We start from the raw sequence: 25,033 nt of genomic DNA, 5'->3' as shown, positions 1-25,033 counted from the left end.
GCGCTGACCGTCGAAGTAGCGGTCAAACTAGTTCTCTTCGTCGAACTCCAGCGAGCTCGAGTTCAAGCAAAAGCGGTCGCCTGTCGGGGTCTGGTACGCGTCATCAAAGAGGTGACCCAAGTGCGAGCCACAGGTTGCGCAGAGAACTTCGGTGCGCACCATGCCCAGCGAACTGTCTTTGCGAAGCTCCACGGCATCCGGGTTGATCGCTTCATAGAAGCTTGGCCAACCCGAACCGGAATCAAACTTCGTTCCGCTCTTAAAGAGTTCAGCGCTGCACGCACCACAGCGGTACGTACCTTCACGCTTTTCGTCGAGAAGCGCGCCAGACCAGGGGCGATCCGTGCCAGCTTCGCGCAGTACCGAATACTTGAGCCCGAGCTCTTCGCGCCACTGCTCGTCAGTCTTATTTACCTTGTAAGCCATAGTGGTCTCCTTGTTCGTCAGCTTTCGCTTCCCAGTACATTAAACTCGACTGTGTGCTGAATGATTCCGTGATCGCCAAGTCTTGGGGCGAATTAACAACAACCGAGCTCTACTCGATCATGAAACTGCGCACAGACGTATTTTTTGTTGAGCAAAAAGTCGACGAAGAAGAACTCGACAACCGCGATCAAGAAGACGCTACCGGTCATTATTGGATCGCCGACGAGCTCGGTGTCGCCGCCTACATCCGCGTTCTCTACAACGAAACCGCCGAATATCTTGATGGCCACCGCGTCATCGGCCGTGTTGTTGTGCGTGAAGATCACCGTGGCGAAGGCCTTGCCCAGATCATCATGAAGCGCATCGTCGAAGACTTCAGTAGAGAAGCGATGATGCTGCACGCGCAGGAATACATCGTTCCGCTCTACCTGAAGTTCGGATTCGTATCATTCGGCGACCTCTATGAAGAGGCCACCATCATGCACCAGTCCATGTATCGCGCGGCCCAGTAGTGCGAGGACTCAACGTCTGCGTACTCGGGCCCGCAGCGCTCATCGTCACTGCCGTCGTCATCGCGCTTACGCCGATGGTCGGCAATGCTGCGGAACCGGATGCCGCGGCCGCCCGTTCTGCGACAGCCGACGTGACCCTCGCCGCCGGCTCGACCTGCGAAATCTCGGATGCCGCCATCACCTGGGGCGTCAAAGAATCGCTTCGGTCATACATCAGCGGCACCATCGCCAACGGCGAATGGGCAGTGAGCGACGGCGCCACCTACGAGACCCCCAACTTCGGGTGGAACGCCGGCTCAGGTCAGCTCGACGCCGGTAACGGCACTCTCGCCTTCGACGGAAGCCTGCGCTTCATGGGTCACGACGGAATTCTCGACACTACCCTCAGCGCGCTTGAACTGCGCTTCGACGGCAGCACAACCGGCCACCTCATCTTCGACGTCTCGGGCACCACTCAAGACGGAACTCCCGTAGACGAGACCGGTGTCGAGTTTGCCGACATCGACACCTCTGGTCTCACCGTCGCCGGTGGCACCGCAACACTTGCTGCTGCACCCGCGACCCTCACCGAGGCCGGGTCTGCCGCATTCGGAACCTACCCGGCAGGCGAAGAGCTCGACCCCATTACGGTTACCTTCGGCGCCACCAGCGACTGCATGCCAGCGCCCACAGCGCTCACTACCTTGCTAGCGCGCAACACTGTCGTGGCGCTGACAGTTGTGGTGGTCGCAGCCGCAGCCGGCCTCGTGTTCTTCGTCGCTCGTAGGCGCGGCCGAAAGCCTCCCTACGACCCAGAAGCGGGCGCGTAAATCGCCCGCGCAAGAGCATCAAGCACGGTGACGGTACGCGGGCCGAAACTCAAAATCTCGCCGTCATCCATCTCAACAAAACGCTGATTCTTGCCCGCCTCAGTGAGTGCAATCGCGGGGCGATCCTCGAGCAGCCCGCTCACGCCGCCAACACTGGCGAGACCGTTAGTCATCACCAGAATGAGGTCAGGGTTCGCCGCGACCATCGCCTCATCCGTCATCGGACGCATTCCCTCAAGACCGATCTCGGCAGCGACATCCACACCACCAAGCGCAGTGATCAGCACATCTGAACCCGACTCCTGGCCAAAAAGATAGTAGACGCCCGACGTGCCGCGCAAGTAGACGAACATCATGCGTAGACGATCCCCGCGCGGAAGAATGCCAGCAATCTCAGTAATCTTCGCCTCAATCTCGGAACGAAGGTGCTCACCAAGAACCTCACCGGCAGCGGGGACGCCCAGAGCGGTCGCCGTCTGACGCGCCAACTCGGCAACCCCAGCAACCGAAGGATCCGTTTCAACGAACACCACCGCAATGCCAGCATCACGCAACTGCAACACCACATCGATGGGGCCAATCGACCCATCCGTCAGAATCAGATCCGGCCGCATCGCCAAAATCACCTCGCTGTTGACTGTGTGCGCACTCGAAGTAATCACGGGCAACGTAGCAGCCTCATCGAACGTCGTCGAAATGTCGCGCGCCACCAACGAGTCGAGCAAACCCAGGCCGGCAATAGTTGCCGCAATCGACCCCGAAATATCCATCGCGATCACGCGATCGGTCGAGGAGACAGTCACGGAGGTGTCGCCGCTGAGATCGTGCGACATCACCGTCGTCGGCAACGACTGCTCAGGCGCGGGATCCGGAGCAGAAATACCGGATGACGGGAGGGCCGCCCGAACAAGCCCGCTGTAATCCTTCGCATCGCTCAGAGTCGCCAACTGAGCTAGGGGAGTACAGGAATCAGCCGTGACCGTAACCGCCGGGCTCTCCGCGATCGTCGCGGTCGAGCATCCGCCAACCACAAGCGCGACACAAGCTAACACCACAACAGTGGCGAAAAGTTGTATGCGCATGAAGGCCAATCAGAGACATCGGGTACTAAGGCAATCCTAACCTTCACGAACGCAGATTGCGCCGCTAAGCCGAGTCGTTAGGCAATCACATAGGGTCCGCGTCCTAGAATTGCCACAATCTGGGAGGTCTTGCCGTGTCCGAAACCGAATCCGCGTCGCATGCCCCAACAGGCCTGCCCGAACACGCGACACAGATCCTCGACTTCGAACGCGAATGGACCAGACACGTCGGCGCCAAAGAAGAAGCAATTAGCTCCCAGTTTCACGTATCCAGTGCACGCTACTATCAAATGCTTAACGCCGTAATTGACGCACCAGCCGCCGTAAAATACGACCCAATGCTGGTCTCCCGACTGCGCCGCAACCGAGAAAACCGGATGCGCAACCGCACAGTGCGCACTGCCAACCCCCACAACGAAGAATTGACAGACTAAGCAATGGCGAGTTACCCGAAAGATCGATTCGACGAACAACCCGACGACGTCGAACGCGTAGGCGCACACCGTGGACCCAAACGACGCGGACGCGGCTGGATCGGCTTCGCCTGGGCACTACTCGCGACCGGTGTGCTCGTCTTCGGCGGACTCTTCGCCCTCAGCCAATATCTGGATGACGACCTCGGCATCCCCTTCTTCGCAACACCCGCAGAACCCGTCTCCACCCCCGAACCCGTCGAAACAGTCGAGCCCCTCACCGACCCAGCAACAATCGACCCCGAACGAGCACTCACCATCGACGTGCTCAACGGAAGCCCCGAAAGCGCACTACAAACCAGCGTGTTCGACGAACTCACCACCGCCGGATGGCCAATGGGCAGCGCCGCACCAGCCTCCGCCCGAGACATCGAAGACACCTACGTTTACTACAGCAACCCCGACGACGAAGACGTAGCCTCCGGCCTCGTCAGCACCCTTGGAGTCGGAGAAATCCGCTTCGTAGAACCCGACGTCTTCCCAGCCGCAGAACTCACCATCGTGCTCGGCAGCGACTACCTCCCCAGCGGCGAATAAACTGCCGCAAGGCAAACGCCTAGCCACAGAACGGGGAGCAACCCCCGCCCGCAAAGAACCACGTCCGCGCACAGCGGAACCGACGCGCCGCCGACCCCGGGAGTGCGCTGGGCTGTCTTGCACTCGCCCCTGTCGAGTGCTAATTTTGACCTTGGCACTCGCATAGTTCGAGTGCCAACTTATTCGCTTGTACGACGTCCGGGAGGGACGAGAAATACACATGGCAAAGATCATTGCTTTTAACGAAGAGGCCCGTCGCGGCCTCGAGCGCGGCCTCAACATTCTTGCCGACGCCGTGAAGGTTACGCTCGGCCCACGCGGTCGCAACGTTGTTCTCGAGAAGAAGTGGGGCGCTCCCACAATCACAAACGATGGTGTATCCATCGCCAAGGAGATCGAGCTTGACGATCCTTTCGAGAAGATCGGTGCCGAGCTCGTCAAAGAGGTAGCAAAGAAGACGGATGACGTTGCCGGAGACGGTACAACCACATCTGTTGTTCTTGCGCAGGCTCTCGTTCGCGAAGGCCTCCGCAACGTTGCTGCGGGTGCAGACCCCATCAGCCTCAAGCGCGGTATCGAAAAGGCCACCAACTCGGTCATCGAGGCGCTGATTGCTAGCTCCAAGGAGATCGAGACCAAGGAAGAGATCGCGGCTACCGCATCCATTTCTGCTGGTGACCCTGAGATCGGTGCACTTATCGCTGAGGCGATCGACAAGGTCGGCAAGGAAGGTGTTGTCACCGTTGAGGAGTCGAACACGTTCGGCACCGAGCTTGAGCTCACCGAAGGTATGCGCTTCGACAAGGGATTCCTTTCGGCATACTTCGTCACCGACCAGGAGCGTCAGGAAGCAGTCTTCGAAGACCCTTACGTTCTGATCGTCAATGGCAAGATCTCGAACATCAAGGATCTTCTCCCCATCGTCGACAAGGTAATCCAGAGCGGCAAGCAGCTGCTCATCATTGCTGAAGACGTTGACGGCGAAGCGCTTGCAACTCTGGTTGTCAACAAGATCCGTGGCATCTTCAAGTCGGTAGCTGTCAAGGCTCCCGGTTTCGGCGACCGTCGCAAGGCTCAGCTCGCTGACATTGCAATCCTCACCGGTGGACAGGTCATCTCAGAAGAGGTCGGCCTCAAGCTTGAGAACGCAACTCTCGAACTCCTCGGTCGCGCCCGCAAGGTCGTTATCACCAAGGACGAGACCACGATCATCGAAGGTGCTGGTGAAGAAGAGGCGATTGCAGGTCGCGTCAAGCAGATCCGTGCCGAGATCGACAACACTGACAGCGACTACGACCGTGAGAAGCTCCAGGAGCGTCTCGCCAAGCTCGCCGGTGGTGTTGCAGTAATCAAGGCAGGTGCGGCAACTGAGGTTGAACTCAAGGAGCGCAAGCACCGCATTGAGGACGCAGTTCGCAACGCAAAGGCAGCTGTTGAAGAGGGAATCGTCGCCGGTGGTGGCGTTGCCCTAATTCAGGCTGGCAAGATCGCGTTCGACAGCCAGGCAATGGCTGACTTGGTCGGCGACGAAGCAACCGGAGCGAACATCGTTCGCGTTGCTATCGATGCACCGCTCAAGCAGATCGCCCTCAACGCCGGTATGGAGCCTGGCGTTGTTGCTGACAAGGTTCGCAACCTCCCCATCGGTCACGGCCTCAACGCAGCAACCGGCGAATACGTCGACATGCTCGCTGCTGGCATCAACGACCCGGTAAAGGTAACTCGCTCAGCGCTGCTCAATGCATCGTCGATCGCGGGACTCTTCCTCACGACTGAAGCTGTTGTTGCTGACAAGCCTGAGAAGAGCGCGGCACCCATGGGTGACCCGTCAGGCGGCATGGACTTCTAAGTCTCACCGCTGCACACAGGTTAAACGCTGTACACAGCCTCACCGCTGTACACAGAATGGGCGTCTCCTTCGGGAGGCGCCCATTCTGGCGTTAGCGGGCTGCGGACGCCGCCGCAGCTGCTCTAGCGGGCAAAGAGGCGAGCGTTTGCTGCCTCAATCTCCGCATACTGCTGGCCAGCCTGGGTGAGCGCGTGATTGATGGCCGCAAGGTTTTCTTCAACCCGCTGCTGGGTCGCCTTCCAATCGGTGACCACTGTGGAGAAAGCGGTCGCTGCTTGCCCGGTCCACGACCCCTGAAGGTTGGTGAGCTGGCCATGTAGCCCGGAAACCTCTGCTTGGATCCTGCTGATGGAGTTCTGCACCGCTCCTGTCGCGCTGAGAACGGCGTCGCTATCTACTTGGTATCGAGTCATGTCTCGACGGTAGGTCGCAGCAGCAACGCACGAGGCAGACTAATCCTCTTCGGTGCCCTCAAGCGCGTCAGGCTGGCTGGGGAGGAGGGGAAGCTCTACCCGGAAGGTCGCGCCGCCACCGGGCGTCTCGAGCGCGTGAACGGTGCCCTTGTGTGCGTGCACGATCGCAGCGACGATCGCGAGCCCGAGGCCGCTGCCGCCGGTCTCGCGATTTCGTGAGCTATCTGCTCGCCAGAATCGCTCGAAGACTTTGTCGCGAATCTGCTCCGGGATGCCCTCGCCATGGTCGATAACAGACAGCACAGCTAGCTGGCGCTCGCGGTCAACCCCGACACCGATCTCTACCGGAGTCTCTGGCGATGCAAAACGCAACGCGTTAGTGACCAGGTTGGTGAGCACCTGGCGAAGCTTGTTCTCTTCTGCCATCACAACGGCATGGAGATCCTGTGGCGGCGGGGCGACCACCTGAGTGATGCGCGCCGCAGCTTTGGCCACAGCAACAGACTTCTTGCGTGACGCAAGCCGTGACAGGCGCGCGCCAGCAGCCGCTATCGAGCCTGTTGCCAACGCAGCGACGCCGCGGGCGGGGGTGCTCGGCGAGGGGTGTGAACTCTCGGGCAGCACAATCACCGTCGTGTCAGTGCTCGTGTCAGTGCCCAGTTCAGTACTGGTGTCAGTACTGGTGTCAGTACTGGGTTCAGGCTTGAGGGTGGGGTGGGCGTCGATTGAGGGGTTGGTGTTGATGACGTTCACGATGCGGCCAGCGGAGGCGCGGGCATCCATCGCCGCATCGTTTGCCAGCGGCAACAGGTCGACCTCAGTGAGCTGCAGGGGCTTGGTTTCGTCAATGCGGGCCAACTCGAGCAGATCTTCGACGAGACCGCCCATGCGGATGGCCTCTTTCTCAATGCGCTCCATGGCCTGCGCAATGTCGTCCGGCTTGGTGATGGCGCCCATGCGGTACAGCTCGGCATAGCCACGCACAGTGACGAGTGGAGTGCGTAATTCGTGGCTGGCATCGCCAACAAAGCGACGCATCTGGTCGATAGTGCGCGCACGGTCAGCGAAAGCGCGATCGATTCGGCCAAGCATTGAGTTGAGGGAGTGGTTGAGTCGCCCTACCTCGGTGTTGGGTGTTGCACCCGAGAGGCGTTGGTCGAAGTCACCGTCAGCAAAGCGGGCGGCAGTTGCCTCGACTTCGCGCAGCGGGGAGAACGTCGAGGTGACAAGCAGGCGGGTGAGGGCACCGCCGACGATCACCACGGTGAGGCCAAAGAACAGGAAGATGGCGGCGTATTGCGAGACGACTTCGTTGGAATCGACCAGGTCGCGTGCGATCACTATCGTCACAAAGTCGATGCCAATACTGCTGGCCGCGGGGTAGGCGATGACTCGCCATTGACCTCCGATAGCGGTGCTGGGCAGGGTAAACGCGCCGGTTTGTTCGTGGGCGACCGCGATCGTGAGGCCCTCAAGAACGGGCCGCGCGGCATCCTCTTCACGGCTATTGCAGCGCATGCTGCCGTCGTGGTTGAGGACCGCGAAGTAGAGGTCGTTGGGCAGGCGAGAGACGCTGCACTGAGGGTCGCGGGCTGTTCCGGCGTACTGGATGCGGCCATCGAGGTCGTCGGCTGCGGCCGTGATCTTATCGTCAGTTTGCTGCAGCAGATAGTCACGCAAAACTGCGGCAGTGCCGACGCCGGCAACGAGGAGTCCCATGGTGAGCAGAAGTACCGTGACACCGGTGACTTTTGTGCGAAGCGAGATGCGGCTCCACGCGTCGGGGATGTTCTCCTGCATGATAGTGAACGGTACCTTGCGTGGCTGGGAATCGGGGACCAGTTGTGGCCAGTTCAACAACGTAAACGAGTCGAACCGACCACCTAGTTAGGTCAGCCCTTTGCTGCCTTCAACATGTAACCAAAGCCACGCTTGGTTTGGATGAGTGGCTCTTCGGTGTGAATGTCGAGCTTGCGGCGCAGGTACGAAATGTAGCTCTCGACGATGCCGGCGTCGCCGTTGAAGTCGTACTCCCAGACGTGGTCAAGGATCTGAGCCTTTGAGAGCACGCGGTTGGGGTTCAACATGAGGTAACGCAGCAATTTGAACTCGGTGGGGCTGAGCTCGATCTGCTCGTTGCCGATCGACACCTCGTGGGTGTCTTGGTCCATCGTGAGGTCGCCAGCACGGATGATCGTCTCTTCGTCATCGGCCATCGTGCGACGAAGAATTGCCTTGATGCGCGCAACGATCTCATCGAGGCTGAATGGCTTCGTTACGTAGTCATCGCCACCGACTGTGAGGCCCATGATCTTGTCTTCCGTGTCATCTTTTGCGGTGAGGAAGAGGATGGGGGAGGTGTAACCGGAGGCGCGAAGGCGTTTGGTCACCCCGAAGCCGTTCATGTCGGGCAACATCACGTCGAGGATGATGAGGTCGGGTTCTTCTTCAAGAACTGCCGAGATCGTCTGTGCCCCGCTTCCTACCGCACGCACCGCAAATCCTGCGAAACGCAGGCTCGTGGTGAGTAGGTCGCGAATGTTGGGTTCGTCGTCAACAATCAAAATCTTGGGTCCGTCAGCCATTTCCCTAGTATCTGCGTGTTTCCTGAACGTTGGCTGATGGGCGTGGGCGTGTCGACTTCTCGGCCCCGCCGGCATTTCTTTGAGAACTCGTCATTTTTAAGCGTAGGGTGAGAGGTATCGGGATTTCGGGTGGAGGGAGACGCGTGATGAAACGTCTAATTGTGGGAACACTGGTCGCGTTCGGGGTTGGGGCACTGTCGTTTGTTGCAACGGCACTCATCGCGAACTTTGCACACTCGAACAGCGCCCAGTGGGGGAGCGTTGACGGGATGACTCCGATGTGGCCCCTAGGCGTGGGCTTTGGCGCCATGTCGTTGATGGCTCTCAGCATTGTCCTGTTGGTTGCGTGTGCCAGCGTTGGGCTGATTCGTGACCTGCTGGCGAGGCGACACGCACGAGCGTAGAGAAGCGCACACTGGATGCGTGAACTACGCAACGGATGACGCGACGGATGACGCGACGAACGACGCGACGAACGACGGGATTAGCGGCGAGACCGCTGGCGATGCTGCCTGCTGGTTGCCTCGGGTTTGCACCGAGTGCGGCGCCCTCGTCGAAGCAGAGTTGCCGGCGAAATGCTGGCGTTGTGGCGCGATCGTGGGCAAAGCGGGTTCCGATACTGAATCGGCCCACTGACTAGATGCCGCTGGGCCTAGGAGCACACTGCGCTCGGCAGCCGCCCTTCGGTACAGTGGCAGGGGATTGATGGGGGACTCACATGGCTGGACCTGGCTTCGCAGTAATCGACTTTGAGACGACGGGGCTGTTCGCTGGCGGGCACGACCGCGTCATCGAGATCGCTGTTGTTCATGTTGATGCCGACGGCGCTGTCGAGGGGCGCTGGGAGACATTAGTCAATCCGGAGCGCGATCTCGGGCCGCAGCGCATCCACCAGATCCGTGCTTCTGATGTTGTGGATGCCCCCACGTTCAGTCAGATCGCCGCACAACTTGTCGAGCTGCTCGCGGGGCGCGTACTCGTCGCCCACAATGCGAGCTTCGACGTAAAATTTTTGGTGGCCGAGCTTGAGCGAACCGCGTCGTGGTTCTCTTCGGATTTCGTCAGTCTGTGCACGATGCAGCTAGCACGCGAATACTTGCCGGGTGCTGGGCGTGCGCTCGCAGACTGCTGTGCAGCGCTCGATATTCAGCTCGACGATGCCCATCGCGCATCCGCTGACGCGTTCGCTACCGCCCAACTGCTCGCCGCGTACATCCAATCGGTTGACCAGCACGAACTTTGGCAGGCTCATCTTGAATCAGCGCTCGAGCACTCGTGGCCGGTTCTCGCTTCAGGCAACCGAGAGTGGATGCCGCGCCCACCGTTCTCAGAAGTTACAGCTTCGTCGTTCCTCCAGCGCATCACCGAGAAGATGCCCGAATATGCCGGTCCCGCGGAGTGCCTCGACTACCTCGCTCTGCTTGACCTTTGCTTGCTGGATCGGCACTTCTCGGTGCACGAAACACGCGAACTGGTCGCGCTCGCCGAAGAACTCGGCATCAGCCGGGCAACCTGCGAGCTACTTCACCTCGACTACTTCAACCAGCTGACTCGAACGGCATGGGACGACGGCATCTTGACGGATGACGAAACAGCCGACCTTGTGCATGTTGGCGACCTGCTCGACATCCCCACCACCACGATCGCGGGGGCGTTAGAGAGCGCCGCTCTTGCTTCGGTTCCTCACGGCTCCAGCGCGGCGTTTCGCGAGGGCGAAACCGATTCGAATCAGGGATTCGCACTGAGCCCAGGTGATTTCATCGTGCTCACCGGCGAAATGAGCCGCCCACGCAGCGAGATCGCAGAAGAGATTGTTGGTCTCGGCTACACCCCGTGGGATGCCGTCACCAAGAAGGTTCGACTGCTAGTCGCTGCCGACCCAGATTCGCTCTCGGGCAAGGCTCGAAAGGCTCGCGACTACGGCATCCCCGTGGTGGATGAGGCCGGCTTGGAGCGCCTGCTGCGCTAGACGGCCGCGCGGGTCGCAGCCTCAATTTTCGGGTGCACTGCACCTGCACTGCACCTGCACTGCACCCGCGCCTACGTCAGATCTGCAGCATCCAGAATCGTGTAGCTGTAACCCTGCTCTGCCAAGAACCGCTGACGGTTTTGGGCGAAGTCTTGATCGACGGTGTCGCGGGCGACGAGCGTGTAGAAGTTGGCAGGAAGTCCGCTCTCTTTGGGGCGCAACAGTCGGCCCAAACGCTGGGCTTCCTCTTGGCGTGAACCGAATGACCCGCTGACTTGGATAGCGACGGTCGCCTCAGGCAGGTCGACCGAGAAGTTGGCGACCTTCGAGACCACCAGCAGCTTTGTGATTCCTTCGCGGAACTCTTGATACAGCCGCTCGCGCTCAGCTACGGGGGTTGCGCCGGTCAATTTTGGTGCATCGAGCTGCTCAGCGAGCTCATCGATCTGATCGAGGTACTGCCCGATCACGAGTATGCGTTCGCCGGCATGCTTTTCCACCAGCGCACGCACGACCTCGGTTTTGGCTGGGGCTGTGGCGGCAAGGCGGAAGCGTTCGTCATCAGCGGATGCCGCGTACTCAAGTCGTTGGTTCTCGGGCAGGTCGACGCGCACCTCGAAGCAACTCGCCGGAGAGATGAAGCCTTGCGCTTCGATCTCTTTCCAGGGCGCATCGAATCGTTTGGGGCCGATGAGGGAAAACACGTCGCCCTCACGCCCGTCTTCGCGCACGAGGGTGGCGGTGAGGCCGAGTCGACGGCGCGCCTGCAGGTCAGCGGTCAACTTGAAGACGGGGGCGGGAAGCAAGTGAACCTCGTCATAAATGACCAGACCCCAGTCGAGAGCATCCAACAGCGAAAGATGGGCGTATTCGCCTTTTCGCTTGGCAGTAAGGATTTGGTAGGTCGCGATGGTGACCGGCCGAATCTCTTTGGTCTGCCCCGAATATTCGCCAACCTCATCTTCAGTGAGGGTGGTGCGCTTCAGAATCTCAGAACGCCACTGACGCGCCGACACCGTGTTCGTCACCAAAATCAAGGTTGTGGTCTTGCTTTGGGTCATGGCGCCCAGGCCAACAAGCGTTTTGCCGGCGCCACAGGGCAGCACGACAACACCGGAGCCGTGATGGAAGAAGTTGTCGATTGCGTGCTGTTGGTATTCGCGCAAACCCCAGCCCGAGGCATCCAAGTCCATCTCGTGAGGAGTGCCAGGCGTGTACCCGGCGTGATCTTCGGCAGGCCAACCCAGCTTCAACAACTCTTGTTTGAGTTGACCGCGCGCCCATGGCTGCACCACAAAGGTGTGCTCGCCACGACGCTCGAACAACAGGCTCGCAACCTTCTTGCCGCGCGTAATCTCGCGCAAAACAGCCGGATCGATCGCAGTAAGCGTCAGGGCGCCATCCTCATCGCGGTTGATGACGAGGCGACCGTAGCGGCCAACAGTCTCAGTAATATCAACGCTGACGCTCTGCGGAATCGGAAACTTCGAATACTTTTCGAGCGTCTCCAACATCGCATCGGCATCGTGACCAGCAGCGCGAGCATTCCATAGGCCTAAACGCGTGATGCGATACGTGTGGATGTGTTCGGGGGCACGTTCTAGCTCAGCAAACACAGCCAAATCGTGACGTGCGTCTTCCGCTAGAGGGTGCGCGACCTCAAGCAGAACCGTGCGGTCAGACTGCACGATGAGAGGTCCGTCGGGTGCTGTGTTCATCCGACCTAGCCTACGCCCGGATGCTTAGCGCTCGGTCGTTGCCTCAACCCCGATGATGCTCGACAGCGGCAGAGTGCGCTCGATATCTGCGCCGCGGTCGAGCCCGCGCATCCGCCCCGCTGCCACCGTTGACGGTTCAAGGGTGTAGAGCATCTCTCGGCCGTCGGGCATCTTCACAGTGACTTTCAGCAGAAGTTTGTTGCGAATGGCGACCTCGATTTGCCGAGACAGCCACGCCTGATCTTCATCGCCGGTAGCCCCGCCCTGACCGCTGCGGAGCTTCGTCAGCAACTGTTCTGGCTGGGCATCCTGAGGCTCGGAGGGGTTTTCATCGCTTACCTGATCACGGCGCAACGACAAAATATTGCCTACCCTGTCTTCGGCAGCAACCGGGTAGCGGGCGTCGCTGAGCGCCCAAAACAGTTGCTCAACACCAAATCGTGAGACCAAACGATCGGTCTCGTGGCGCAACCCAAACGGGGCAAAGTTGGGGTCAACCGCAATCGACTGCAGCAACAAAGAATCAGGGGACATGACGTAGCTGCCCACAGACCCGTGTAAACCGACCCGCACAAGCCCGTGCCGCGATGCAGCCTCAGCCAACAAATACTGAACCGGCTGCGGAACCCCGGTCAACGAAATCTCCGCCAAAAACTCGCGCATACCCTCAAGCGTTTCGCCGAGTGTCATCGCATGATGAAGGCTCGACGGCGAGATGCGATAGGTGGATGCCAAAGCCCGAGTCTCAACATCGGCAATCGTGCGCAGTCGAGCATCCAGTTGCGGTGCCAAAGGTCCGGGCGAAATCACCGTCAGGTCGGGCTGCACATAAACGTGGTGCACCTCCTTCGGGAACAGCGCAGCCATCGCCGCCGCCGCTTCAGCCGGGGTGCGAGTGAGCAATGCAACCCCTGCGGTGCTGGGGAGCCGCTCTGCGGTCACGCCAAGCAGCTGCGCATCGCGACTGTACCGCCGCACTTTTTCGAGCATCCAGTCGACACCGGCAGGGAATAGCCAACGAACGTACGCTTCGACTCCGTCGCCCCAAAAACTGTGGGTGCGGTCGGCCAAGATGGTGCGGATCTCAGCGGGCACCCCCTGATGCCAGGCTTCAGCGAGGTGCAACCAGCGTTCGTCTGCGGAGCGTGACATCCACTCTGTAGCGTCAGCGGTAGGCATCCATTGGGCATTCGTTGTTGCGACAAGCCCGGCACGTTCGGCAATATCGACGAGCCCAGCGACCTTGTCGAGCGGCACAGACATGGAGACCGCTAGCCGCTTTGAGTCGGGCAGCGAAACCCCACCGCGCGCAAGATCGCGCACCGGCGAAGTGCGAAGTTGGTTGAGAAGCTCGGTGACTTCATTGGTGGTGGCGAAGGCGTTCTCAGCGGCAATGCGGTCGAGGGAGGCGCGCTCGGATGGCTCAACCGAAGTAAGCGTCGACGGGGGAGCCGTATCGAGCAGCTCTCCGGTGGACGGCAGGTCATCGAACGGCCAACCAGCGAGATGATCAGTAACGCCGTCGGGGGCGCTATAGCGACCCCCGCGGAAAATCAGCAGCGCATGCTCAACAAGTCGGTCGAGCCGCGACTGCACCGCCACAGGATCGCGGCCGAACCTGCCGAGCGCGGCCGCAACATCATCCGCGGTCAGAGAAGTCGTGTCGGCAACCACCGCCATCGTCGCGAGAGTGGGACGGTCGAGAGTGCGGAGAACCCGCTCAAGTGACGTCGTCTGCTGCAGGGCATCCGCGAGGTCAAAGAAGTCGCTGACAGAGTTGCTGCGCACTACACGTGAGCGCAACAACTGAAGGAGTTGACTATCGTCTAGTGCGCGCAGCTGAGCGGCGAGCAAAAGAGCAGCGTCGCTAATTGTGGCCATTCCCATATTCACGTCGGCGGCGGCGCCCGTTCAGCACCAAAAGGGTGATGATGAAAACCACACCCAACGGGAGAGCAAAGTAAGGCATAGTGATGACTGCGGGCCACGCACCTGTGTCGAAATCGGTGAGACCAGCTGCGGTGGCAACAACTACGGCGACAAAGCTAATCACGGCGAGTGCGATCGAGATGGCGACGAGGTAGGCGAGCACACGCTCGATACGAAGGTCACGTTCAGTTGAATGATTTGTCACGTTGACAAGGATACGCGCCCATTTACGTTCTAAGCTTGAGTCACGATACGAAGGAGCACGCCCATGCCCACCGGCAAGGTTAAGTTTTACGATGACGAGAAGGGTTTTGGCTTCATCATGAGTGATGAAGGCCAGGAGGTCTTCTTGCATGCCTCAGCGCTGCCTGCGGGCACGACAGGGGTAAAGGCGGGTACTCGCCTTGAGTTCGGCATTGCTGACGGCAAGAAGGGCGCCCAGGCGCTCTCAGTGCGAATCATGGATGCTCCTGCAAGCATGAGCAAGCTCAACCGCAAGCCAGCCGATGACATGGCTGTGATCATTGAAGATCTGGTCAAGCTCATGGATGGCATAGGTTCCGGTCTCAAGCGGGGTCGTTACCCTGACAAGGCGCACAGCGCCAAAATTGCTTCAATGTTGCGAAAGGTAGCGGACGAACTAGATGCCTAATAGCCAGTACGAAAAGCTTGCTCGGGGGGCACTCCTCGAGATCACTGACACGGCGTCGATTGGCGCGCTCGTTGGTGAGCAGGTCGAAAACGACGGCACCGTCTCGGTGATCTTCGCTTCGGCCATGCGTGGCTACCCCGGCTGGAACTGGACCGTCAGCATCGCCCACGTTGAGGGTGCAGATCCGACTGTTCTTGAAGCAGAGCTCATGCCGGCCGAAGGCGCACTGCTTTCACCCGATTGGGTTCCGTGGTCTGAACGACTCGCTGACTACAAGGCTGCCCAGGCGGCAACCGAAGCAGCGGATGCTGAAAAAACGGCGTCAGAAGAAGTGCCAAGCGGCGACGAATCAGACGAAGACGTTTCGGATGACGACGACGACCTCGACGACGACGAGGAAGATGACGACGACGACGACGACGACGATGACGATGACGACGATGACGATGACGACAGCGCGTTCGACTCAGGTGCCTTGCACGGGGGCGACTTCGATGGAGTCGACATCGATGACCTCGACGAGTCTGACGATGATGACTAGCGTCTAGGCCTCTGTAATGGTTATAGCTGATACCAGACCAGCAATAACCATTACAAAGGCTAAGCTCCACCCGCTCGGCGGCACCCGCTCGCTCGCCGACATTGCCCGTTGGGCTGGCCTACAACCCCTCGGCGATTGCGGCCGTGGCCCGCAGCCAGGCTGCGCGAGTGCGCGGGTCGAGTGCTTCTATGTTCATGGGACCACCGGAAACCAGCCCAGGGTCGAATGGGACGTCGATGACCGATCGGGTGAGCTGCTTGAAGTGGTCGTGCAGGCGCCGTGACAGCTTGCCGTCAACACGCTTCGCCGGCGACGCCAGGATCGTAACGGCCTGAGCAACCTTCTCCCCGTGGCCCTTGTGCCTGAGGCCGTCGAGCAGCGACGCGGCGCCGTATGCCGTGTCCTCGCGGATCGTCGACACGACGACGAGCTGGTCGGCCGTCTCCACGGCCGCCTCCCAGTTGGACGCCCGCATGTTGTTGCCCGTGTCGATGACCAGCACGCGGTAAAAGCGGCTGAGCGTGGAATGCAGCTTTCGGAAGGCAACATCGTCGATGCTGGCCGCACCGGCCGGGTCCTGGTCTGATGCCAGCGCATCGAAACGGGAGGCGCCCTGGTTCCGCACGTAACGGTCGATGTCGGACACACTCACCGTGCGGTCGCCGTCCAGGCGGTCGAGGTCCCTGAGGAGGTCAACGGCGGTGTTGGCGTGACTCGCACCCTGCGCCCGAATCCCGAGCGTGCCCATGGTTTCATTGTTGTCCCAGGCGAGCGTGTAGCCGCTGCGGTGGATGCCGAAAGTCGCCGCGATCAGCAAGGTGGCCGTCGTCTTGTGGGCCCCACCCTTGGGGTTCAGTACCACGATCGTGCGAGGACCGTTGAACCCGCGTTGAACCGCAGCAACGGAAGCGCGGTGGGAAACCTCGGCCCTGTTAGGCGAGGGCGAGAGGCGCCCGCCGGTCATCCGGCTCATCGAACCCTGCCATCCCTTTTCGGCGGGGCCTGGTGTCTCCGCCGGTCGGGAGTTGAGGAAGTCGGCGAGGCGGGGCGGAGCGCCAGCGCCCGACCGATTGGGCAGGGATGCGGGCGGCGCGAGCCTGACCGACGTGGCGTCCGCGGGTACACCGGCGAGAAGCGCGTCCATCGAGACGGTTTCGGGCTCCGACGTCGGCGCGGGTATCGGCTCGGGCTCTGGCTCCGTGACCAGATCCCCGGCCGTGGGGCGTCGATCGGCTGCAGGGATGAAGTCCCCGTCAGGCTCGACGCGACCGTCCGGGTACACGATCAGTGGCGCCTGGCCCTGCGAATCCTCGGCCACAAGCCGAACCGGTCCGCCCCTCTTGATCGCCGCCCTGGTGACCCGCGCGATGATCTCCTCGCGCACACCGGCTTCGTCCGCCGCGGTCACCATCTGCGGCACTCCGTCGATCGTCAAATCGGCCGTCGAGTCATCCCTGACGAACGCGCTGAAGCTGGGGAGGAGGGGTGCGTGCTTTGTCATGGTGCTCTCTTCTAGTGTTCCGGGATTCCTCTGGCGCAACCTTGACACTGAGGGTTCTTTGAAGCGCACGAACAACCCGCCGATCGGGCTTTGCCCCTGCAGTTTATGGGTAGACCATCCCCACTGTAGGCATCGGGACTGCGAATTCGCGGGTGGTTCGCCCCGAAGGTTCCTCCGCTAGCCCAGCCCCGGGATCCGCAGCCAGCCGGCCGAGGCCAGCACGACGACCGTATTGGCGACGAGCGCGACGATGACCAGCATCGGCGTGCCTTTGCGTCCGCGGCCCGGTACGATCACACTCGCCAGACCAGACCGGTGGATCGAGGCTAAGGGATTACCGCGAGCGCTTCCCACGCCTCACGTGCGTGTAGATCAGTCCGATTAGGCCGAGCGCGAGCCCCGCGACCGCGGTCCACAACCACCACAGGTTGCCCGCAGCATTCAGCGGCTCGATAAACAGCAGCAAAACGGCGAGGGAAACGACCCACAAGGCGATGCCAACGAGCATCGCCTTGCGGTCATCGGTCTCGACCGGTTCTGGGTCGGGCCGTCGTTCCGAGTCTTTGAGCCAGATACGCACGGTTTCAGGCTAGTGGCTGTTGGCAATCACATAGTCGATTGATGAGACCAACTTGCGTACGTCATCCGGTTCAATCGCTACGAACGTTGCAACGCGCAGCTGATTGCGGCCGAGCTTGCGGTACGGATCGGTATCGACGATGCCGTTAGCGCGAAGGGTTTTGGAGATTGCGGAAGCGTCGATGGAGTCATCGAAGTCGATCGTGGCAATCACCTGCGAACGGTGCTCGGGGTTGGTGACGAATGGCGTAGCGATATCGCTGGCGGCAGCCCAGTCGTAGAGCACTGACGACGATTCGCGAGTGCGGGCATCCGCCCACGCAAGTCCACCATTGCCGTTGATCCAGTCGATCTGGTTTTCGAGCAGCAGCAGCGTGCTGAGTGCTGGAGTGTTGAGGGTCTGGTTGAGGCGCGAGTTGTCGATCGCGTTTTTGAGCGACAAGAACTCGGGGATGTAGCGGCCAGAGGCGGCGATCCGCTCGACGCGTTCAATCGTGGCGGGGGAGAACAGGGCGATCCACAATCCGCCATCCGAGGCAAAATTTTTCTGCGGTGCGAAGTAGTAGACGTCAGCCTGGCCGGCATCGAACTGGATGCCACCCGCTGCGCTTGTCGCGTCAACCACGGTGAGCACGTTGTCGCCGTCGGCCCGTCGCACGGGAGCCATAACGCCGGTTGAAGTCTCATTTTGGGGGTACGCAAACACGTCAGCACCGTTGAGGTCGTCGAGTTCGGCCAGCGACCCGCCCGGGGCGGTAACAACATGAGGCGATTCGAGATGCGGCGCGGCGGCAGCTTTGGCGAATTTGGAGCCGAACTCTCCGAAAGAAAGGTGGGCGCTGCGACGCTCGATGAGGGCAAAGGCTGCGGCATCCCAGAAGGCAGTCGATCCACCATTGCCGAGTACTACTTCGTAGCCTTCAGGTATCTGGAACAGATCGCCAAGCCCCGTACGTACGCGGCCGACGAGGTCGCGAACGGGTGCCTGACGGTGAGACGTGCCAAGGATGGTGTGCGCGGCAGACGCCAAATATTCGATCTGATCGGGGCGCACCTTGGAGGGGCCAGCTCCGAATCGTCCGTCAGTGGGAAGGAGGTCAGTGGGAATCGTCAGGCTTGCCATACGTCCGATTCTATTGGCCAGTTCGGGCTAGTCTTATTTCATGACCGATCTCGTTGACACCACCGAGATGTACCTGCGCACGATTCTTGATCTTGAAGAAGAGAACATCGTTCCGCTGCGGGCACGCATCTCTGAACGGCTCGGCCACTCTGGGCCAACCGTTTCGCAAACTATCGGCCGCATGGAACGTGACGGCCTTGTCGTCGTTGAAGGCGACCGCCACCTCGAATTTACGGTTGAGGGCCGCCGCCGCGCTACGCATGTGATGCGAAAGCACCGTCTTGCTGAGCGACTGCTCGCTGACGTGATTGGCCTCGACTGGGCGCTCGTTCATGACGAGGCTTGTCGCTGGGAGCATGTGATGAGTGAGCAGGTTGAGCGCAAGCTCATCGAGATGCTCGATCACCCCATCGAGTCGCCTTACGGCAACCCGATCCCGGGACTTGAAGAGTTGGGCGGCGTCGCTGCTCCCTCGTTCAGTGCCGGGATGGTGAACATTGTTGACCTGGTTGCTGAGACGACGTCTCCGATCTCCGGTCTCATCCGTCGCCTTGGCGAGCCTGTGCAGTTCGAGCCAGAGCTTTTGCAGCAATTGTTCAACGCGGGGGTCATGCCAGGTAAGACGGCAATGTTCTCTGCCGCTGACTCCTATGTTGCGGTCACTGTTGAGGGATTCGGCGAAGGCCTTGAGTTGCCCAATGAGGTAGCCATTCACATTTTCGTAGAGAAGCCGGTCGCTTAGTTCGCTGAAACTGGTGTTCACCGAGGCGTTACTGTCTGGTCGTTTAATGCGGCGCGCCTTCGTGCGGAATGCGCTAAAAATTGGGTTAGCCTATAGCCCTTGGAGTTCACGAATGAACCGGAGAATCGCATGTTAAGTGGGTGCAGCATCCAAACCGTGGATGCGCGCGCTCACTTTTACATACGACACAGCAGTACTGTGCGCGGCAGTTTTCGCGCACTGAATCACTAGGCATCGTCTTTCGACGGTGCCTTTTTGTTTTCTGCCTCCTATTTGCTGAGCCTCAAGGAAGTCGATTGCCTGCAAGCCGTGCAGGCTCTTTCGAGAGGATGACAATGCGCACTTTGGTACTGAACGCCGGCTACGAGCCGCTTGCGGTCGTGTCTTTCAAGCGAGCGATTGTGCTCGTGCTGAATCAGAAAGCAACGATCATTGCTGCCGATTCGGAGCATCCCGTCTGGGGCTCAAGCGGATCGTGGGATCGCCCGTCGGTGATCATCCTGCGAAATTATGTGCGCATCCCTTCTACTCGCAGACTGCCGGTGTCACGCCGGGGAGTGCTTCGGCGTGATGCGCACCGGTGCGGTTACTGCGGCGGCTCAGCGAACACCATCGACCACGTGATGCCACGTTCGCGGGGTGGGCAAGACACCTGGGAAAACTTGGTGGCGTGCTGTTTGCGGTGTAACAACAAAAAGAGTAATCGCACTCCGGGAGAGATGAATTGGCGCTTGCTGATCAAGCCGCGCCCGCCGCACACGAGTGCATGGCTTGTGAGGGGAATTGAAAGGGCACTCCCAGATTGGGAAGAATATTTGGCTCCGGCCGCATAACTGTTATGCTGTTGTGATTATTCCCGTCGTTCGGGATTTGCCCTAGATCTGTCTCGAATTCGCTCCACTGTTAGGTATTCGTTTGCCCCGCTTGCCCTCTAATAGCACGGACGCTTTTGGCGTCCCCGCGGGCGAAGCCACCGGTGATGCACCAGTTTTCCTGTCGCGTCGCGAAGCGCGTGCCGCACGCGATGCAGCAACAGCGAAGCATTCGGCAGCAGCTAAGCCTGCAGCGTTCGAAAAGACTCCAGCTGCACCAGTCGTTCAGGCTGATGTTGCGGTTGTCGTTCCCGAGATTCCTAATGCACCAGCCGCGGTCCTGCGCTCAGATGTCGCTCTTGCGCGCCCGGTAGCCAAGTCTGCGGATGTCGTAGTCGCTCGGCCGCGCACAGTTGTGTCGCCGAAACGTTCTCGTCGCAATCCCGTCCGAGCGTTGGCTTCGATGGCTGTCATTGGTGGCCTTTTTGCGGTTGCCGGTTTGCCTGCTTACGGACAGAGCAACTTTCTCTCTGATGAGGGTTCCGTTGTTGCTTTGGCTGCGGCGGCAGATGCTTCCACGCTGAGTGCACAGTCAGTCACCGTTAGCGCCGATTTGGCGCTTCCCGAGCTTGAGCGCGACCAGTTCGAAGCGACTTCGCCAGAAGATCTGGAATTGATCCGTCAACAGTCAGCTATCGCTTCGGCAAACGATCTGTACGCGGCATCGGGTGCTCAGGCGCTGGGCGATGATTACCCTTGGGCGACCGCCGGCTACTCGCTGTCACCGCTCAACTACTACTACCGCCAGTGCACCGACTTTGTGGCTTGGCGTTTGAACCGCGATGTTGGATCATTCTCGGCACCGTACCGTTGGGCGTGGGCTGACCTCACGCCGAACGGCGGTAACGCTTCGCAGTGGAAAGACGCGTGGGATGCTCACGGCTGGACCGTTAGTGCCACCCCCGTAGTTGGATCCGTTGCCTGGTTCGGTTGGGATAATCACGTCGCTTACGTCAAGGCAGTCAATGCCGATGGCAGTGTTCTGATTGAGGAATACAACTACGTGAACCGCGTCTACAGCCAGCGCACTCTCGCTTCGGCTGACGTAGAGGCGTTCCTCTACCCTCCTGGACAGTAGTTTTCGATTCGCCTGCGTGCTTAAGGACGTAAGCACTGTGAACGCCACCGTCTGGAGCGAGCCGTATGAACAATGACGAGCTGGTTGCCGCTTTTGAAGCAGGCAAGATTGCGCCGGCTGCGTTCTCGCACGAGAATCATGTGCGCGTTGCTTGGGGTCTCGCTCGCCAGTACGGCGAACAGGACGGGCTGCAACGACTCGTTGTCGGGATCAAGGCGTTAGCTGATCGGGCTGGCAAGCCTCACGCTTTTCACGTCACGCTTACTCGCGCCTGGTTCGATCTCATTGCTTCGGTGGAGGATCTGGATGCCGCACCCGAGCTGCTCGATAAGTCGATCATCAAGCGCTTCTACTCAGCGGATCGTATCGCTGAGGGTCGCGAGCTGTGGCACGAGCCCGACCTGCACCCGCTGCAGTTGCCGCTCCCGCCGCTCGCCGACAATTCGGCCGACGCCACGCACTAGTTTTGGGGAGGATGTCTGAGGGCTCCGAGCGCATGACTCGGCTACACTCGTACCGCCAGCCTCTGTAGCTCAACGGAAGAGCAACTCCGTCCTAAGGAGCAGGTTGGGGGTTCGAATCCCTCCAGGGGCACTTTGTAAAAATGCTGGTCAGGGCGTCTATTTCCCCGAAAACTGGCTGATTTTGAATCATAGTTGCCCACAACTGAGCAGCATCGACCCTTGTCTCTGCGGTTTTGCCCACGGTTTGCCCACGGTTCACGGAAAGTGTGGGCCCGCGTTGGACGATCGTCGAAGCCCTTTCTGAGGCAGTTGCGTCGAGCGCATGACGACCGGTCATCGGGCTCGATTTCGAAACACCTGTACCGGCACATTCTGGCCCAGACGGGCTTCGATTCCGGCGACGGCGGGGGAATACCCGTGAGCCGAACCCAATCCAACAGACTTTCGAACGGATGGCATAGAGCAGTGTTCGGGCAGTGCCCTAGACGAAAAAATTTCGAGCCTACGAAGACCACTTCAAGGCTGAAGAAAAGGCCGAAGACATGGCCGCTGCCCGTACCCATCGCTCTCATGAGGCCAAATTCGCGAGTGCGATCCTGCTCCGACATGAACAGGGCGTTCACCATCCTGAAGCTTGCAGCTATCAGGGTGATGCTTCATCGACTACACCACCTGTCGGTGAGGCCCGTATGGTCTGTGATCAGTGAAGTTGGTCAAGCTTCGCTGATTACTCCGAAACTTCTGCACTGCCGACGTCACGCGGGTCCGACCCATGTCTGGTTTGGGCCGCCCACGCAATCCCACACAATGAGCTGTCGCCCGTTGGTCAGATTACCGGAGTCAAGATCCAAGCAACGACCGGCGGCCACGTTGCGGAGTTGTCCGTTCGCGAACCGGCTCCATCGCTGGTTGGCGGCCGTCGGCGAGCACGTGGCCGCGGAGACAAGCTCGCCGTTTCCCAGTGACGAAGGAGAAAGCTGCATGCAGATGTCCGTGTTGTTGAGCGTTCCGTCTCGCTCAAGACTCCAGATTTGGTTGGCCAACCCGTTGCACGACCATATCTGGACCTCGCCGCTCGCGACATCCAGATCGACGCACGAGTTGGACGTGTTCCAAGCAATGGCGCCGACTGCCGTCGTGTATGTCGGCCCCACCCAACTCTGGTTTCGGCTACCTACGCAGTCGTAGATCTGAAGCTGTCGAGCGTTGCTGAAGTCGGCTTCAGGAACGTCGAGGCACTTGCCAGACGCCAGATTGATCAGCGATCCGAAGTTGCCTTGTCGCCATTTCTGATTCGCAGCCCCGGAACATGCTGCGATCGACACAAGCGTCATGTTCGCGTTTTGCCCTTGTGGCACTCGAAGACAGAAGCCGTCGGTTGTGAGCTGACCGTAGCTGTCGAGTGTCCACGATTGGTTGGCGTTGCCAAGGCAACTCCATAGCTGTGCTTTGCCGCTAGCTACATCTCGGTCGATGCACATGTTTTGGTGTCCCGTTGAGGTGATCGCCCCCGCGGGTGCGATTCCTTGAGGCGCAGGCGTCCAGGTGGATGAAATAGGGGAGAACTCCAGTGAAGTCACCGTGACTGAACCACCGATCGCGTACAGTTCGAGGCCAAGGCTTCCTGCTGACGAATCGAATGAGACGTTGTCGCTGAACACCATTTTTCCGCCATTGCCGAAGACCTCTAGCTGCCCACGGTCAACCAACAGTCGCACTGTCACCTCGTTCGAGATGGGAGGTAGCGACATCCCATAAAGCTGCTGCGTCGCGGTGGTATACGCAACAGTGCGGTCGCTGGTTCCGTTATCGCGGGTGTGTAAACGGAACCCGAACTCGGATGCTGTCGCATCGCTGAGGGAGAAGGTGGCGTTCAGCTCGTAGGTGTCGGCCGAAATTCCGCTCAACGGATCACTGGCTGGATCGGTCGTTATCGTTCGGCTGCCCCACGTCTGGGTTGACGTGCGGATTGTTGCGATCTCATCCACTGGGTTGCGTGTTAGGCGGATTCCCTCTGGATAAGTCGTCAGTCCAAGTTCGACGGGGAATGACGCGTTCCCAGTCCACGTCACGCCAGCATTGCTCGGCTGCCAGCCAAGCTGGACCACTCGCCCACCGGGAAGTTGGTTGAAGGTTTGCGGGGCGTACCAGACTGATGGTGCAAATGCTGCGTCCGACTTGCCCCACTCCATGTTTTGTGGCGCCGCCCAGTCCGAAGTGAAATTGCCCGCAGCGCTCAAGGAACCGATAACGTACTCGCCGCTGGCGTCTTGCAGCACCCATTTCTGAGTTGCTCCGCCATCTACATTGAGCAGGTAAAGATCGGGGCATTCGACGAACCATTCGGCGATAAAGGTGGAACGGTAAGCCCAGTTCAGTAGGTTTGTTGATGTATAAAACACTGCCCCAGTTCCCGCGCGGAACGTGACCATTACCCACTGGTTGTTGGCCGCGTCCCACTGAATCTTTGGGTCGCGGCTCTCTTGGAGGTCCGTTACCACTTTGGCGCCCCCGTTGTACATCTGGAAGGACTGTGCACCATCGGTGGAGTACGCGATGCTTACGCCTTCTGTGTTGGTAAACAGCAGTATCGGATCGTCGCTGCCCGTTTTGAGCCCAGTCACATTGTTCACATCGACCCAGCCGGCCCCCGACCAGAGATTGCCGGCATGCACTCCAGGCTCGAGCGCGATTGGCTTTTGCGTCCAACGCACTAGATCGGGACTTGTGGCGTGCCCCCAGTGCACAGTGTCCCAAGTGAGGCCGTGTGGGTTGTGCTGGAAAAAGAGGTGGTACGCGCCCCGGTAGTAAAGCGGGGCATTGATGTCGTTCATGAAACCACTCTGAGGGCTGAAGTGGAACTGCCCGCGGAACGTTTCGTTGTAGTCAGTTGCCGCGTACGGGGACTCCGGGTAGTCGAGCGGTGAACCGGCCTCTGCGGTGGAAGCCGGCGGCGTTAGCAGCAGTCCGAATGACACCGCTATCGCAGCGGCGACGGCAATGGTAAATCTGAAGCGAGTGGGGGCCGAATGGCGAGCCATGATTATCTCCTTTGACAATCGAACGGAATCAGAGGGGGGTGCCCCTATGTTTTTGTCAAGCGGCGAGGGCGTGTTTTTTCGGTTCGTTCTCGTAGAGTGTGCCGTCGCGCATCATGGCGTAGAGGACGTTGCAGCGGC

The 25,033-nt window shown here is 59.9% G+C and carries 26 protein-coding genes and 1 tRNA gene; 15 read left to right on the top strand and 12 right to left on the bottom strand.

Features of this window, described 5'->3' with window-relative positions:
• Positions 1-27 precede the first annotated feature (27 nt).
• Positions 28-426: a peptide-methionine (R)-S-oxide reductase MsrB gene (msrB, locus tag ABD112_RS07560; protein ID WP_343924636.1), complete on the bottom strand. Its 399-nt coding sequence runs from the start codon at positions 424-426 to the stop codon at positions 28-30.
• Between the two features lie 53 nt (positions 427-479).
• Between msrB and ABD112_RS07555 the strand changes: the two genes are divergently transcribed.
• Both ABD112_RS07555 and ABD112_RS07550 read left to right on the top strand, forming a co-directional pair.
• Entirely contained in the window at positions 480-938 is a 459-nt protein-coding gene (locus tag ABD112_RS07555; protein ID WP_343924634.1) for a GNAT family N-acetyltransferase, read from the top strand.
• Positions 938-1,747 (top strand): HtaA domain-containing protein, encoded by an 810-nt coding sequence (locus ABD112_RS07550; RefSeq protein ID WP_343924633.1) that lies wholly within the window; start codon positions 938-940, stop codon positions 1,745-1,747. The genes ABD112_RS07555 and ABD112_RS07550 overlap by 1 nt, the downstream gene beginning before the upstream one ends.
• Here the strand turns inward: ABD112_RS07550 and ABD112_RS07545 are convergent.
• A complete protein-coding gene (locus ABD112_RS07545) occupies positions 1,723-2,829 on the bottom strand; it encodes a heme/hemin ABC transporter substrate-binding protein (protein WP_343924632.1) in 1,107 nt (368 codons plus the stop codon). The genes ABD112_RS07550 and ABD112_RS07545 overlap by 25 nt on opposite strands.
• A gap of 134 nt (positions 2,830-2,963) precedes the next feature.
• Between ABD112_RS07545 and ABD112_RS07540 the strand changes: the two genes are divergently transcribed.
• The 3 genes from ABD112_RS07540 (at position 2,964) to groL (ending at position 5,688) form a co-directional block, all read left to right on the top strand.
• Positions 2,964-3,263, top strand: a complete 300-nt coding sequence (locus tag ABD112_RS07540; protein ID WP_343924631.1) for a DUF3263 domain-containing protein — start codon at positions 2,964-2,966, stop codon at positions 3,261-3,263.
• Between the two features lie 3 nt (positions 3,264-3,266).
• Positions 3,267-3,839: a LytR C-terminal domain-containing protein gene (locus ABD112_RS07535; RefSeq protein WP_343924629.1), complete on the top strand. Its 573-nt coding sequence runs from the start codon at positions 3,267-3,269 to the stop codon at positions 3,837-3,839.
• A gap of 220 nt (positions 3,840-4,059) precedes the next feature.
• The gene (gene groL / locus ABD112_RS07530; RefSeq protein ID WP_343924628.1) at positions 4,060-5,688 is read left to right on the top strand and encodes a chaperonin GroEL; all 1,629 of its coding nucleotides are present in this window, start codon (positions 4,060-4,062) and stop codon (positions 5,686-5,688) included.
• A gap of 122 nt (positions 5,689-5,810) precedes the next feature.
• On the opposite strand, the gene ABD112_RS07525 is transcribed toward groL, so the two are convergent.
• The 3 genes from ABD112_RS07525 to ABD112_RS07515 form a co-directional block, all read right to left on the bottom strand.
• Positions 5,811-6,101, bottom strand: coding sequence for a WXG100 family type VII secretion target (locus tag ABD112_RS07525; RefSeq protein WP_343924626.1), 291 nt, complete (start codon positions 6,099-6,101; stop codon positions 5,811-5,813).
• Positions 6,102-6,140: 39 nt separating this feature from the next.
• Positions 6,141-7,901, bottom strand: coding sequence for a sensor histidine kinase (locus ABD112_RS07520; RefSeq protein WP_343924624.1), 1,761 nt, complete (start codon positions 7,899-7,901; stop codon positions 6,141-6,143).
• 92 nt (positions 7,902-7,993) lie between these two features.
• Complete coding sequence (locus tag ABD112_RS07515) at positions 7,994-8,686, bottom strand: response regulator transcription factor (RefSeq protein WP_343924622.1); 693 nt, start codon at positions 8,684-8,686, stop codon at positions 7,994-7,996.
• Between the two features lie 146 nt (positions 8,687-8,832).
• Between ABD112_RS07515 and ABD112_RS07510 the strand changes: the two genes are divergently transcribed.
• From ABD112_RS07510 to ABD112_RS07500, 3 genes are all read left to right on the top strand, one after another.
• A complete protein-coding gene (locus tag ABD112_RS07510) occupies positions 8,833-9,090 on the top strand; it encodes a hypothetical protein (protein ID WP_343924620.1) in 258 nt (85 codons plus the stop codon).
• 19 nt (positions 9,091-9,109) lie between these two features.
• Positions 9,110-9,322 (top strand): hypothetical protein, encoded by a 213-nt coding sequence (locus tag ABD112_RS07505; RefSeq protein ID WP_343924618.1) that lies wholly within the window; start codon positions 9,110-9,112, stop codon positions 9,320-9,322.
• Between the two features lie 82 nt (positions 9,323-9,404).
• Positions 9,405-10,655, top strand: a complete 1,251-nt coding sequence (locus ABD112_RS07500) for an exonuclease domain-containing protein (RefSeq protein ID WP_343924616.1) — start codon at positions 9,405-9,407, stop codon at positions 10,653-10,655.
• Positions 10,656-10,726: 71 nt separating this feature from the next.
• On the opposite strand, the gene ABD112_RS07495 is transcribed toward ABD112_RS07500, so the two are convergent.
• From ABD112_RS07495 to ABD112_RS07485, 3 genes are read right to left on the bottom strand one after another with little or no spacing between them, the layout of a single operon-like run.
• Positions 10,727-12,373 (bottom strand): DNA repair helicase XPB, encoded by a 1,647-nt coding sequence (locus ABD112_RS07495; RefSeq protein ID WP_343924613.1) that lies wholly within the window; start codon positions 12,371-12,373, stop codon positions 10,727-10,729.
• A 24-nt stretch (positions 12,374-12,397) separates the two neighbouring features.
• Complete coding sequence (locus ABD112_RS07490; protein WP_343924612.1) at positions 12,398-14,254, bottom strand: helicase-associated domain-containing protein; 1,857 nt, start codon at positions 14,252-14,254, stop codon at positions 12,398-12,400.
• Positions 14,241-14,507, bottom strand: a complete 267-nt coding sequence (locus ABD112_RS07485) for a hypothetical protein (protein WP_343924611.1) — start codon at positions 14,505-14,507, stop codon at positions 14,241-14,243. The genes ABD112_RS07490 and ABD112_RS07485 overlap by 14 nt, the downstream gene beginning before the upstream one ends.
• A gap of 63 nt (positions 14,508-14,570) precedes the next feature.
• Between ABD112_RS07485 and ABD112_RS07480 the strand changes: the two genes are divergently transcribed.
• Together ABD112_RS07480 and ABD112_RS07475 are read left to right on the top strand one after the other, a co-directional pair.
• Positions 14,571-14,954, top strand: a complete 384-nt coding sequence (locus ABD112_RS07480; protein WP_343924609.1) for a cold-shock protein — start codon at positions 14,571-14,573, stop codon at positions 14,952-14,954.
• Positions 14,947-15,495, top strand: a complete 549-nt coding sequence (locus tag ABD112_RS07475) for a DUF3027 domain-containing protein (RefSeq protein WP_343924607.1) — start codon at positions 14,947-14,949, stop codon at positions 15,493-15,495. Before ABD112_RS07480 ends, ABD112_RS07475 begins: the two co-directional genes overlap by 8 nt.
• A 118-nt stretch (positions 15,496-15,613) precedes the next feature.
• On the opposite strand, the gene ABD112_RS07470 is transcribed toward ABD112_RS07475, so the two are convergent.
• The 3 genes from ABD112_RS07470 to serC form a co-directional block, all read right to left on the bottom strand.
• The gene (locus ABD112_RS07470) at positions 15,614-16,996 is read right to left on the bottom strand and encodes a MinD/ParA family ATP-binding protein (RefSeq protein ID WP_343924605.1); all 1,383 of its coding nucleotides are present in this window, start codon (positions 16,994-16,996) and stop codon (positions 15,614-15,616) included.
• Positions 16,997-17,330: 334 nt separating this feature from the next.
• Positions 17,331-17,576, bottom strand: coding sequence for a DUF2530 domain-containing protein (locus tag ABD112_RS07465; protein WP_343924603.1), 246 nt, complete (start codon positions 17,574-17,576; stop codon positions 17,331-17,333).
• Positions 17,577-17,585: 9 nt separating this feature from the next.
• On the bottom strand, positions 17,586-18,698 hold the full coding sequence (gene serC, locus ABD112_RS07460) for a phosphoserine transaminase (RefSeq protein ID WP_343924601.1): 1,113 nt from the start codon (positions 18,696-18,698) through the stop codon (positions 17,586-17,588).
• A gap of 40 nt (positions 18,699-18,738) precedes the next feature.
• On the opposite strand from serC, the gene ABD112_RS07455 reads away from it, so the two are divergent.
• From ABD112_RS07455 to ABD112_RS07435, 5 genes are all read left to right on the top strand, one after another.
• On the top strand, positions 18,739-19,440 hold the full coding sequence (locus ABD112_RS07455; RefSeq protein WP_343924599.1) for an iron-dependent transcriptional repressor DtxR: 702 nt from the start codon (positions 18,739-18,741) through the stop codon (positions 19,438-19,440).
• 335 nt (positions 19,441-19,775) lie between these two features.
• Positions 19,776-20,273, top strand: a complete 498-nt coding sequence (locus ABD112_RS07450) for an HNH endonuclease (protein WP_343924597.1) — start codon at positions 19,776-19,778, stop codon at positions 20,271-20,273.
• A gap of 91 nt (positions 20,274-20,364) precedes the next feature.
• Entirely contained in the window at positions 20,365-21,390 is a 1,026-nt protein-coding gene (locus tag ABD112_RS07445; protein ID WP_343924595.1) for a CHAP domain-containing protein, read from the top strand.
• A 65-nt stretch (positions 21,391-21,455) separates the two neighbouring features.
• Positions 21,456-21,854 (top strand): hypothetical protein, encoded by a 399-nt coding sequence (locus tag ABD112_RS07440; RefSeq protein WP_343924593.1) that lies wholly within the window; start codon positions 21,456-21,458, stop codon positions 21,852-21,854.
• A 58-nt stretch (positions 21,855-21,912) separates the two neighbouring features.
• Positions 21,913-21,984: transfer RNA gene (locus tag ABD112_RS07435), tRNA-Arg, on the top strand.
• Positions 21,985-22,609: 625 nt separating this feature from the next.
• Here ABD112_RS07435 and ABD112_RS07430 read toward each other — a convergent pair.
• Positions 22,610-24,895, bottom strand: coding sequence for a ricin-type beta-trefoil lectin domain protein (locus ABD112_RS07430; RefSeq protein WP_343924592.1), 2,286 nt, complete (start codon positions 24,893-24,895; stop codon positions 22,610-22,612).
• Between the last annotated feature and the right edge of the window lie 138 nt (positions 24,896-25,033).

Origin of the sequence: Rhodoglobus aureus (assembly GCF_039527955.1) — a bacterium.
Classification (GTDB): Bacteria; Actinomycetota; Actinomycetes; order Actinomycetales; family Microbacteriaceae; genus Rhodoglobus; species Rhodoglobus aureus.
This window is presented reverse-complemented; position numbering and strand designations above follow the sequence as displayed.